Below are 12,735 nucleotides of genomic sequence, written 5' to 3' on the forward strand. Positions count from 1 at the left end.
GTCAGGCCCTTTCGGTGCGGGGCAGCCGGGTGATGGTGGCGGTGCCGTTGGCGGGGGTGGTGTCGGTGCTGGTGCGGAGTTCTTCGACGAGTGCGGCCATGCCGGCGACGGTCGGCACCTGGAACAGGCTGCGCATGGGCAGCCGGACGCCGACCTTCTTGCGGATGAGCGCGATGAGCTGCACGGCGACCAGTGAGTTGCCGCCGAGTTCGAAGAAGTCCTGTTCGACGCTGACCTGGCGGGCGCCGAGGACCTCGCCCCACAGCTGGGCGAGCACGGCTTCCAGGTCGTTGCGGGGGGCGACGTGGTCGTCGCCGGTGCCGGGGCCGCCGTCGCCGGTGGCGGTGGCGTCGAGTTCGGCGGCGACGGTGTCGTGGGTGAGGTCGCGGACGCCTGCGACGAACTCCTCCAGGGGGGTGGCGTTGACGACGACCTGCGGGCCGAGGCGGGTGGCCAGCAGCCGCCGGAAGGCGTCGGCGCCGCCTGCCGGGTGGATGCCGCGCCGGGTGCCGTCGATGTCGAGGGCGTTGCCGGCGGCGGCGGACTCCTCGTTGACGGCCGGTTCGGCGGCGGTGTGCCGGGCGGCTTCGCCGACGGTGTGGGTGACGGCCTGCTTGTCGATGCGGCGCAGCACGAAGTCGGAGATGGTGACGACGCGATGGCCGGCGTCGTCGTAGAGGGTCAGGTCGGTGGCGAGGATCTCGTCGCCTCCGGTGTCGCGGGGGCGGGCGTGGCTCCACAGCCGGGCCGGCAGGGGGGCGTGCAGGGTGAGGCGGCCGTAGCCGAGCGGTAGGTAGCTGTGCTCGCCGGTGACGGCGATGTAGGCGGTGGCCTCGTCGAGCAGTGCGGGGTGCAGGGGCAGCCGGTCGAGTTCGGCGGTGACGTCGGGGCCGGCTTCGAGGCGGGCGAGTTGTTCGCCGGCGCCGTGGTGGACGGCGCGCAGGCTGCTCCAGCGGGGGCCGAAGGTGACGAGTCCGGACGCCGAGGCGAACGGGCTGCTCGCGTCGTCGGCGTCGGCGGTGTAGGTGCAGCGGGCGCGGATGTCGGTGAGGGCGTCTGCGTGCTGGTCTGTGTGCTGGTCGGCGGCGGTCCAGGCGGCGGCTCCCCTGGCGTGCTGGGTGGTGTGGCCGGCCGCGACGCTGACGATCTCGAAGTCCATGCCGTCGCCGGCGGGGGTGAGCAGCACGCGCAGTTCGGCGGTGGCGTCGTCGGGGACGGGCATTGGGGCGACGAAGGCGACGTCGCGCAGTTCGACCACGTGGCCGGGGCCGGGGCTGGGCACGGCGGCCTCGAACGCGGCGCGGGCGCTTTCCAGGTAGCCGGTGCCGGGCATGACGGGGACGCCGGCGACGCGGTGCTCGGCCAGCAGCCAGTGGGTGGCCGCGGACAGGGCGCCGGTGTACCAGGGGTGGCGTCCGGTGGTCTCGTGTCGGTGGGTCAGGACGGGGTGGTCGACCTGGACGATGCGGTCGCCGCGTTGCAGGGCGCGGAACGCGGCGGGGGCGGCGATCTCGGCGGCCATGCCGACTTCGAGCCAGGCTCCCCAGTTGACGGACAGGACGTTGCCGGGCCAGGTGGGGGCGTAGGCGTCGAGGTAGTTGTTGGCGGCGCAGTAGTCGACCTGGCCGAACCCGCCGGCGACGGCGGTGACGGAGGAGCAGAGCATGACGAAGTCGAGCGGCAGGTCGCCGAACGTCTCGCGCAGCGCCAGCGTGCCGGCGATCTTGGGGGCCATGACCTGTTCGGCGGCGGGGCGTTCCTTGACCTCGGCCATGCCGCCGCCGGGCAGTCCCGCGGCGTGCACGATGCCGTCGAGGCGGCCGAACCGGTCGAGGGCTTGTTCGCGGACGTGGCGCAGCGCGTCGGGGTCGGTGACGTCGGCGGCCAGGACCAGGACGTCGGCGCCGGCCTGTTCCATGCGGCGGATGGCGGCCACGGCGCGGCCCTGCCGGCCGGGGGTGCCGTCGAGGGCGTCCCAGTCGGCGCGGGGCGGCAGTCCGGCGCGGCCGAGCAGGACGAGCCGGGCTTGCAGGCGGTGGGCGAGGTCTTCGGCGAGGGTGAGGCCGATGCCGCCCAGGCCGCCGGTGATGAGGTAGACGCCCTGGTGGCGGAGCCGGGCGGGCGGGTGGCCGGCGTCGTCCGGCTGGGCGGGCAGGGTGAGCGGGCGGTAGCCGCGCAGCCAGCGGGTGTGGCCGCGCAGCGCGACCGGGGAGGGGGGTTCGCCGGGCGGGGGTTCGGCGGGGTCGGCGGCCAGTTCGGCCAGGATGGCGTCGAGGGTGTCGGTGGTGGGGTCGGGGTCGAGGTCGATGTGGCGGGCGGTGAGCCAGCGGGCTTCCAGGGGGACGACCTTGGCGATGCCGGCGACGGTGGCGTGTTCGGGCCGGTGCAGGTCGGCGCCGGTGACCTGCTGGGTGCCGGCGGTGAGGATGTCGAGGTGGACGCCGGTGCCGGGTTCGGCCTGGGCGAGGGCTTGGACGAGGGTGAGGAGGCTGAAGAAGCCGAGGTCCTGGGCGGCGCGGGTCTGTCCGATGCCGGTGGCGGGGGCGCCGTCGAGGGTCCAGGCGTGGATGATGCGCTGGGGGACGCCGGTGTCGGCGATGAGCCGGTCGTAGTCGTCGCGCTCCCCCGGCCGGATGGTGACGGTGCGGGACGTGTCAGCGGGGCCGGTGGTTGGTGTGCCGGTGGTGGTGTAGTGGTCGCCGGGCACGACGCGCACCACGTCGGCGCCGGCCGTGCGCAGGGCGTCGGCCAGCGGTTCGGCGGCGGGGCCGGCGAACAGCAGGCAGCGCGTCCCCGACAGCCGGGCCGCGAGGCCGGCGGCGGCGCCCGCCGGGACGCAGGCGGGCTCCTGACGCCAGGCGGGGACGGAGAACCACTCGGGCAGCGGCAGCGCTCCGGTGCGGGGCGCGCGGGGGTAGACCAGTTCCGGGTCCAGGACGGTGTCCACCCAGTGGCGGGTCCGCTCGTACGGGTAGTGCGGCAGCGGCACGCGGCGGGCCGGCTCGGCGAGCGCGTCGGCGTCGAGCGGGACGCCGGCGGTCCACAGGGCGCCCGCCGCGGCGTACAGCACCTGCAGGTCCGACCTGCCTTCGGTGGGGCCGGGCAGGCTGGGCAGCGGGGCGGGGCCGGTGCGGGGCAGTTGGGTGCGGGCCAGGCCGGCGAGCTGGCGGCCGGGCCCGCATTCGACGAGCCGCCACTCCCCCTCGGCGGCGAGCGTGGCCACGCAGTCGCCGAAGCGGACCGTCTCGCGCAGGTGCCGCGTCCAGTAGGCGGGGTCGGTCGCCTGTTCGGCGGTGATCCAGGTGCCGGTGACGTTCGACAGGAACGGCAGGGCGGGCGCGTGGCGGGCGGCTCGGGCGACGGTGTCGTGGAACTCGGCGAGGATCGGGTCCATCATCGCCGAGTGGAAGGCGTGCGAGGTGCGCAGCATGGTGTGCTGGACGCCTTCGCCGGTGAGCCGGGTGGCGTACTCCTGCACCACGCCGGTGGGGCCGGCCACGACGCAGGTGCCGGGGCCGTTGATGGTGGCGATGGACAGCCCGTCGGGCAGCTGGTCGCGCACCTCGTCGGCGTCCTGCCGGACGGCGAGCATGGAGCCGGGCGGGATCGACTGCATGAGGCGGCCGCGGGCGGCGACCAGGCGCAGCGCGTCGGGCAGGTCGTAGACGCCGGCGACGGTGGCGGCGACGTACTCGCCGATGCTGTGGCCGATCATGGCGGCCGGTTCGACGCCCCATGAGCGCCACAGCCGGGCGAGCGCCCATTCGATGGTGAACAGGGCGGGCTGGGTGAGCGCGGTCTGGCGCAGCCGTTCGTCGGCGTCTTGGCGGGCGTCGTCGTCGGGGAAGAACAGGGTGCGCAGGTCCAGGCCGTCGAGTTCGTCGCGCAGCAGGGCGGCGCATTCGTCCACGGCGGCGGCGAAGACCGGTTCGGTGCGGTACAGGCCGGCGCCCATGCCCGCGTACTGGGCGCCCTGGCCGGAGAACAGCCACGCCACCCGGGGGGTGCCGGCTTTGCCGGTGAGCAGGCGGCGCGGGTCGGTGAGGGCGGCGACGGCGTCGGCGGGGTCGGTGGCGACGACGGCGGCGCGGTGCGGGAAGACCCGCCGGCCGGTGCGCAGGGTGTGGGCGACGTCGGCGAGGTTGATCCCGGCGTCGATCCCGCTGTCGATCTCCCCGTCGATCTGGCGGTCGGTGAGGTGGTCGGCCAGCCGCCGCGCGGCGGCCTCCAGCGCGGCGGGGGTGCGGGCCGACAGCTGCAGCAGGTGGGCGGGGCGTGGCCCGGTGGGCGGCCGCGGCGTGGGCGGCGCCTGCTCGACGACGACGTGGGCGTTGGTGCCGCCGATGCCGAAGCTGCTGACGCCGGCGCGGCGGGGGAAGCCGTCGGTCTCCCATTTGGTGAGGCCGGACACGACGTGGAAGGGGTTGGTGCCGAAGTCGATGCGCGGGTTGGGCGCGGAGTAGTTGAGGCTGGGCGGCAGGAGGCCGTGTTCGAGCGCCAGGACGGTCTTGATGAAGCCGGCGATGCCGGCGGCCGGGCCGAGGTGGCCGATGTTCGTCTTGACCGAGCCGATGCCGCACCAGCCGGCCTCGTCGGTGCCGGCGCCGAACACGCTGGACAGGGCGGCCACCTCGATGGGGTCGCCGAGGGAGGTGCCGGTGCCGTGCGCTTCGACGTAGGTGACGGTGCGCGGGTCGATCTGGGCGACGCCGAGCGCCTGGGCGACGGCGGCGGCCTGTCCTTCGGAGCTGGGCGCGGAGAAGCCGACCTTGGTGGCGCCGTCGTTGTTGATGGCGTTGCCGATGACGACGGCGCGGATGTGGTCGCCGTCGGCGACGGCGTCGGACAGGCGTTTGAGGACGGCGATGCCGCCGCCTCCGCCCCAGATGGTGCCCTGGGCGGCGGCGTCGAAGGCGCGGCAGTGCCCGTCGGCGGCGTAGATGCCGTCCTGGTGGTACTGGTAGCCCCATTCGGCGGGCATCTCCAGGGACACGCCGCCGGTCAGCGCCATGTCGCACTCGCCGGCGCGCAGCGCCTCGACGGCCAGGTGCAGGGCGACCAGGGAGGAGGAGCAGGCGGTGTGGGTGGTGAGGCTGGGGCCGCGCAGGTCGAGCTTGTAGGAGACGAGGGTGGCCAGGTAGTCGGGGTGGTTGCCGGTGTAGACGGCGAGGTTGCCGACGGAGGAGAACACCTTCTTGTTGGGGCGGATGTACATCCACTGGTATTCGTCGGAGCCGATGGTGCCGTACACGCCGACCTCGCCGCCGTAGCGGGAGGGGTCGTAGCCGGCGTCCTCCAGCGCGGTGTTGGCCAGTTCGAGGAACATGCGCTGCTGGGGGTCGCGCAGTTCGGCCTCGCGGGGTGACATGCCGAAGAAGGCGGCGTCGAGGGAGCCGTAGTCGGCGGCGATGGACGCGGCGGGGACGAAGGTGGGGTCGTCGAGGAGGTAGTCGGGGACGCCGAGCGCTTCTTGCTGTTCGCGGGTGTAGAAGGTGACGGATTCGACGCCGTCGAGGAGGTTGCGCCAGTAGGTGGGCACGTCGGGGGCGCCGGGCAGACGGCAGGCCAGCCCGACGACCGCGATCGGCTCCACCCCGGGGGCGTCGTGTTCGTGGTGGTCCTCGTGGGGCGTGGCAGCGGTCATTCCTTACTCTCCCGTCTGGCCTGGTTCGGCCGATGCGTGGTGGGGCGCGCCCTGCGCGCCGCGATCCGGCGGGCGGCGCGTTCGGACCCGGCCGGGCGGCGTTCGCCGTCGAGGTGTGCGGCCAGGGTGCGGATGGTCGGGAAGCGGAACAGGTCCACGATCGGTACGTCGTGGCCGAGCGTGGTGGCCAGGCGGGCCTGGACCTGGGCGGTGGCCAGGGAGTGGCCGCCGATCTCGAAGAAGTTGGCGGTGGCGGAGATCCTGGGCAGGCCGAGGATCTCGCGCCAGATGCCGGCCAGGAGCCGTTCGGTGCCGGTGGCGGGTTCGTGGTCGCCGCCGCCGGTGGCGGTGCGGGGCGGCGGGGTGGGCAGGGCGGCGCGGTCGATCTTGCCGTTGGGGGTCAGGGGCAGGGCGGGCAGCAGGATGAGGTCGGTGGGCTGGGCGTGGTCGGGCAGGGTGGCGCGCAGGTGGCGGTGCAGTTCTCCTGGTTGTACGGCGGGGCCTGAGGGGACGGCGTAGGCGCGGATGATCGGCCCGCCGGCCCCACCTGCGGTGGAGCTGGTGGCGGGGCCGGCGGTGATGGCGGCGGCGGCCCGCACGCCGGGGTGGGCGAGCAGGGCGTGTTCGATCTCGCCGAGTTCGACGCGGTAGCCGCGGATCTTGACCTGGGTGTCGGTGCGGCCGGCCAGGACGGTGTGGCCGTCGGGGTCGTAGCGGCCGAGGTCTCCGGTGCGGTAGCGGCCGGTGCCGTCGGTTTCGGTGGTGAAGCGTTGCCGGGTGAGGTGCTGGTCGAGGTAGCCGCGGGCCAGGCGGCGGCTGCGGATGACGATCTCGCCGAGTTCGCCGACGGCGGCGAGGTGGCCGGCGGGGGTGAGGATGAGCAGTTCGGCGCCGTCGACGCCGGCTCCGGCCGGGAGGGGGTCGCCGCTGCCGGGGTCGGGTGCGGTGATGGGGTGGGCGGCCTGCACCTGGGGGGTTTCGGTGGTGCCGTAGGTGTTGACGAGGCGGGCGCCCGGCGCGATGCGGCCGAAGGCGGCGGCGTCGGCGTGGGTGAGCCGGTCGCCGCCGAACAGGACGAGCCGCAGGTCGGGCAGTGTCTGGCCGGCGGCGGCGATGAGGGTGGCCAGTTGGGGGGTGAGGTGGGCGACGGTGATGCGTTGCCGCCGTAGCCAGCCGGCCAGCCGGGCGGGGTCGCGGACGGTGTCCTGGTCGGGTACGCACAGCAGGGCGCCGAGGGTCAGCGGGGTGAAGGCGTCGCGCAGCAGCGGGTCGTGGGCCAGGCCGGCCAGCAGCGCGAACCGGTCGTCGCCGGTCAGGTGGTGGGCGTGGGGGTACCAGTGCAGGAAGCGCGCCAGGGGGTGTTCGGCGGCGAGGACGGGTTTGGGGTCGCCGGTGGTGCCGGAGGTGAAGGCCAGGTAGCCGCGCTGTTCGGGTGGCGCTGCGGGGAAGGGCGTGTCGGCGGTTTCGGCGGTGATGGGTAGCTGCGGGAGCCAGTCCAGTTCGGGGGGTGGGGTGAGGCCGGGGCAGGTGATGAGGGCGCGGGCCTGGGCGGCGCGGGCCTGGGCGGCCAGGCGGGCGGGTGGGTGCGCGGCGTCGAGCACCGCCCAGCGGGCGCCGGAGGCGAGGACGCCGAGGAGCAGGGCGGGCAGCTCGCTCTGCCGGGCCGCCAGCACCGCCACCGTCGCCTGCCGCGGGTCCGGTTGCGGGGCCGATTGTGGATCCTGCTGCGGGTCCGGTTGCGGGGTTCGTTCCGCGGTCTGGCGCGGGGTGCGCCCCGCGGTCTCCTCCCCCGCCGGGGTGCCGCCGGCAGGGCTGCCTCCTGGCTCGGCCTGCCCTCCCGGGCCGCAGATGCGCCGCAGGGCGGCGGTCACGGTCGCACACGTGGCCGTCGCCAGGGCGGCCAGGCCGGCGTAGCTGAGGTCGCCGCCCTGCCCCGTGACGGCGAGCCGGTCCGGGTGGGCGGCCGTGCGCCGCAGGAAGCTCTCGACGAGGCCGGGACCGTCCCCGCCGGGCAGCACCGCACCCCCGGCCGTGTCATCGACGGTGGTGTCTTCGGTGGCGTCGGCGGCGGTGTCGGCGGCGGGTGGGCGCAGGCTCGCCTGGCCGACCGGCAGGCCGGGAGCCGTGACCAGGCCGGACAGCAGGTGCAGGTATCCGGCCAGCAGCGCCTCGACGCGCTCCCGGCGGTACAGGCGCGGGTTGTACACGGCCTGCAGCAGGTAGCGGCCGTCCCGCTCGGCGACGTACAGGGTCAGGTCGAACAGCGACCCGGGCAGCCCGGGCGGCAGCGGCTCGGCGCTCACACCGGGCAGGTCCAGACGCGGCTCGGCGAAGTCGTACATGTTGAACAGGACCTGCACCAGCGGGTTGCGCGACAGGTCACGGCCGAGGGCGAGCCGGTCAACGAGCCGTTCGAGCCGCACGTCGAGGTGCGCGAGCGCGCCCGACAGGGTGTCCTGGCAGCGGGCGACGTGCGCGTCGAACCCCGCGTCGTCCTCGACGCGCAGCCGTACGGGCAGGACGTGGACGAGGCAGCCCGCCAGCGGTTCGAGCGCGGGATGGCGGCGGTCGGCCACGGGGGTGCCGACGATGAGGTCACGCCGGCCGGTCAGGCGGGCCAGGACCTGCGCGAACGCGGTGAGCATCACCGTGTACGGGGTGGCGCCCAGCCGGGCGGCGAGGCGTTTGACGGCGTCGCTGAGCGCGGCGTCGGCCTCGGCGGTGACGGCGGCGCCGTCGAAGGTCTGCACCGGCGGGCGGGGGTGGTCGCGCGGCAGGTCGAGCACGGTGGGGGCGTCCTTCAGGCCGGCGGCCCACCAGTCGAGGTCGGCGGAGGTCTCGCGGCCGGCGAGCCAGGCGGTGTAGCCACCGGCGGAGGCGGGCAGCGCCTGCAGCCGCTCGCGACGGTAGGCGGCGCTGATGTCGCGGTACAGCACGTTCTGGGACCAGCCGTCGAAGACGATGTGGTGGGCGGTGACGGCCAGGACGTGCTCGTCGTCGGCCAGGCGCAGCAGGCGGGCCCGCCACAGCGGCCCGCCGGCCAGGTCGACCGGCAGGCGGGCCTCCTGGTGCAGCCGGTCGGCGAGTTGCGCGGCGGTGATGTCCTCGACGGGCAGCGGGACGTCGGCGGGTGGGGCGACGGTGACGGCGGGCACGCCGCCGTCCTGGGGGACGCGCCAGCGCAGCGCCTCGTGGCGTTCGGCGACGGCGCTCAGCGCGGCGCGCAGGGCGGGCAGGTCGAGCGGCCCGGTGAGTCGCTGCGCCATGGCGATGTTGTGGGCCGGGGTGCCGGGCGCGAGCCGTTCGACGAACCACATGCGCCGCTGGATGGGCGACAGCGCGGCGGGTGCGACGGCGGGCGGCTCGTCGTGCACGGCCGGCCGGTCGGCGGCGCGGCGGGCGATGCCGGCGACCGTGCGGCCGGTGAGCACGTCCTCGACGGCGACGCGGCGGCGCAGCGCGGCGCCGAGCAGGGCGGTGAGCCGCATGGCGAGCAGGGAGTGGCCGCCGGCGGCGAAGAAGTCGTCGTCGCGGCCGGGTTCGGCGGTGGCGAAGGCGCGGGCCCACGCGGCGGCGACGGCGCGTTCGGTGGGGGTCCGCGGCGGCCCGCCCGCCGGTTCCCCGCCGGCGGGCGGGCCGGGCGGGGTGGGGGGCGCCTGGCGGCGCAGCGCCGCCAGGTCCACCTTTCCGGCGACGGTCATGGGCAGCACGGGCAGCCGCACGACGCGGGTCGGGATCATGTACGGGGGGAGGTTGTCGCGGCAGTGGTCGCGGATCCCGTCCAGGACGGGCGCGTCCTCGGGGGTGAGGTAGGCGGTCAGCTCCTTCAGCCCGGAGGGGCCGGTGGCGACGTCGGCGACGGCCTGGCGGATCGCGGGGTGGGTGCGCAGCACCGCTTCGACCTCGCCGATCTCGACTCGCTGGCCCTGGATCTTGACCTGCCGGTCGAGCCGGCCGAGGAAGCCGATCCGGCCGTCGGCGTCGAGCACGACCTGGTCGCCGGTGCGGTAGAGGCGCGCGCCGGGCTCTCCGCACGGGTCGGGGACGAACCGTTCGGCGGTCAGGCCGGGCCGGTCGAGGTAGCCGCGGGCCAGTTGGGGGCCGCCGATGCACAGCTCGCCGGGCGTGCCGGGCGGGCAGGGCCGCAGGTCCTCGTCGAGGATGCGGGCGGTGCAGCCGGGCAGGGCGTGGCCGATGGGCAGCGGCCTGTCCCAGGTGCCGTCGAGTTCGGTGCCGACGACGCACACGGTGGTCTCGGTGGGGCCGTACCAGTTGTGGAAGCGGCGTGGTCCGGGGCGGGTCCAGCGGGCGACCTGTTCGGGGCCGGCGGGTTCGCCGGCGGTGAGCAGGTCGCGCAGGGTGGGCAGCCGGGCGGGGTCGAGCAGCGGCAGCAGCGCGGGCGGGATGGTGCCCCAGGTGACGTGGTGGTGTTCGAGGAAGTCCTGCAGCCGGGCGGGGTCGACGCGGTCGTCGTCGCCGATGAACGCGACGGAGCCGCCTCGGGCCAGCGGGGCGAAGATGTCGAGCACGGACACGTCGAACCCGAGCGCGGCGAAGCCGATGGAGCGGCAGCCTGCGTCCAGGTCGAACACCTCGCCGGCCATGGTGACGAACGCGACGACGGCGGCGTGGCTGACGGTGACGCCCTTGGGGCGGCCGGTCGAGCCGGAGGTGTAGAGGGTGTAGGCGGCGTTGCCCGGGCGGGTGGGCGGCGGCGGGTCGTCGCTCCGGCCGTCCTGTGCGGGCGGGCGTGGGGGGAGCGACCGGACGGGCAGGCCGGCGAGCAGGTCGTCGCCGGTGGTGTCGGTGACGACGGTGGTGATGCGGGCGTCGTCGATGATGGTGGCCAGCCGGCCGCGTGGGTGGGAGGGGTCCAGGGGGACGTACGCGGCGCCGGACATCAGGATGCCGAGCACGGAGACGATCAGGTCGGGGGTGCGGCGGGCGCACACGCCGATGCGCGTCTCGGGGGCGGCGCCGGCCTGGCGCAGGCGGTGGGCGAGTGCGCCGGCGGCGGTGGTCAGCTCGCGGTAGGTGAGGGTGTGCTCCCACTGCCGTACCGCCGTGGCGTCCGGGGTGCGGTGCGCCTGGGCGATGATCAGGTCGTGCAGGAGCGGCCCGGTGGTCGCCGCGGTCACCGTGGTCACCCGGCCTGTTCGGTGGGCGCGTTTTCGGCCTGGGTGTCTGGGGCGCTGGTGTCTGGGGCCTGGGTGTCTGGGGCGTGGGTGTCTTCGGTCTGCGTGTCGAGTCTCAGCCGTACCGTGTCGTACGGCACCGCGACTGCTGCCAACGCTTCTCCCCGTGTGGTGTGCAGGGGCAGGTGGAGGACCTGCCAGCGGGTGGAGGGGGGCGGGCCGGGCCCGTCCTGGGCGTGCCAGGGGCCGGGGTCGGCCAGGTCGGGGAAGGAGGCCCGGGCGGCGTCCCGGCCGGCCGCGGCCACGAGGGCGCGTTTGGCGGTGACCGCCCGCAGTTCGAGCCAGTGCCGGTCCTCTTCGGCCGCGTCCTCGATCTGCTCGCGCTCGGCGTCGCTCAGCAGCTCGGCGGGACCCAGCAGGTCTGCGGGCGGGTGTGCGGGATCCATGTGCCCCGCGCGGCGGCCGTCGGCGGGTGCGGAGCCGGAGCCGTGGGGGCGTGAGGCGGGCTGAGTGCCGGGCCCCTGTGGGGGGTGCCAGGGGCCGGCCGGAGGGCTGGGGGGCGGCCCCAGCAGGGCGATGGCGACACCGGCCGGCGCGTCGCACGCCGCGGCCAGCGACAGGTCGCCGGCCCGGCTCACGCTCGCCCAGCCGTCCAGGCCCGGTCGGACTGCGTCCATGCCGGCCCAGCCGTCCAGGCCCGCCCGGCGGTTGCCGGCGGCGTCCGTCCGGCGATGCACGTCGGCTTGTAGGTCGGCCTGTAGGTCGGTCCCCGGTTCGGCCTGTCGCGTGCCGGGCGCCTGGCCGCCGATCGCGTCGGCCCGCGGCTGGCGCACCAGCAGGTGGACCTCGTCGGGGTCCGGCGGGGCGCTCCGTCCGGCCAGGTCGGCGGCGATCAGGCGGGCCAGGTCGGCCGGGACGTCCTTGACGAAGAAGTGGCCGCCGCGCAGCGTGCGCAGCCCGAATCCGGCCGTGGTGTGCCTGGCCCAGCCGAGCATGTCGGCCGCGCTCACCTCGCCGTCGTCCAGGCCGGTGAAGGCGACGATCGGGACGTCCAGCGGGGGCTCGGGGACGTAGCGGTAGTCGTTGATCCAGGTGAAGTCGGCGCGCAGCACGGGCAGCAGCAGTTCGCGCAGCTCCGGTTCGTGCTTGAGCTCGACGAGCGCGCCGGCGCGGCGGACGAGCTGGTCGATGAACGCCTCGTCGGGCAGGTCGGCGGTGGCCGCCAGCGGCACCTTGCGGTGCGGCGGGTGGGCGCCGCCGACGTAGAGCCGCGCGGGTGGCGGCAGGCCGCGGCGGCGCAGTTCGCGGGTGACCTCGAAGGCGATGCGGGCGCCCATGCTGTGGCCGTACAGGGCGTACGGCTCGCCGGTGGCGGGGGCGATCTCGTCGGTGATGCCGCCGATGGTGAAGGCGGGCGGTTCGGTGATGCGGTTCTCGCGCCCGGGGAGCTGCAGCGGCGTCACCGCGGCGTCGGTGGCGAGCTCGCGCAGGAGTCCGGTGTAGGCGCTGGCGCCTCCTCCGGCGTAGGGCAGGCAGAAGATCGTGCGGGGCCGGTTCGGGGCGGTGGGGTGGGTGCCCCGCGGCGCCGCGGTCAGCTGGCCGGTGATCGCCCAGCACCTCCCCGAGGGGAGTCGGCGGTGCGGGGCGTGGGGGTGGCAGTCGTCGGTCGGGGTGTTCGTCGCTGCTGATTGTTGAGGTGTTCAATCGCCATGTTACGGCGCTCCTCGACAAATGTCTTAAAAACGCTTAATGGGATTTCGACCGGACGACTATCACATTTGATGTGATGTGACGTCAAGCACGGCATGTCTCTTATATCTACTACTTACGGGCGGCGTCAACGACGTGTTTACGCGGTCCGCAACCTTCCCCCTGACAGCGATCAATCGCTCACGCGATCTTGCCTCACTCCGGTCAAGGTGATAGTGGGCCACATTCCCCTGCAAGCGCTAAATC

General features: G+C 75.0%; 3 protein-coding genes. All 3 read right to left on the reverse strand.

Features of this window, described 5'->3' with window-relative positions:
- Position 1: 1 nt before the first annotated feature.
- Genes FHU36_RS19960 through FHU36_RS43615 form a run of 3 tightly spaced genes read right to left on the reverse strand, consistent with a single transcriptional unit; the run spans position 2 to position 12,386 of the window.
- Positions 2-5,644: a type I polyketide synthase gene (locus FHU36_RS19960; RefSeq protein ID WP_185085467.1), complete on the reverse strand. Its 5,643-nt coding sequence runs from the start codon at positions 5,642-5,644 to the stop codon at positions 2-4.
- Complete coding sequence (locus FHU36_RS45745) at positions 5,641-10,791, reverse strand: non-ribosomal peptide synthetase (protein ID WP_312891704.1); 5,151 nt, start codon at positions 10,789-10,791, stop codon at positions 5,641-5,643. The genes FHU36_RS19960 and FHU36_RS45745 overlap by 4 nt, the downstream gene beginning before the upstream one ends.
- Positions 10,788-12,386 carry a thioesterase domain-containing protein gene (locus FHU36_RS43615; RefSeq protein ID WP_312891957.1) on the reverse strand — a complete coding sequence of 533 codons (1,599 nt, stop codon included), beginning with the start codon at positions 12,384-12,386 and terminating at the stop codon, positions 10,788-10,790. Before FHU36_RS43615 ends, FHU36_RS45745 begins: the two co-directional genes overlap by 4 nt.
- Positions 12,387-12,735 lie beyond the last annotated feature (349 nt).

The sequence above is a fragment of the Nonomuraea muscovyensis genome (assembly GCF_014207745.1).
Taxonomy (GTDB): domain Bacteria; phylum Actinomycetota; class Actinomycetes; order Streptosporangiales; family Streptosporangiaceae; genus Nonomuraea; species Nonomuraea muscovyensis.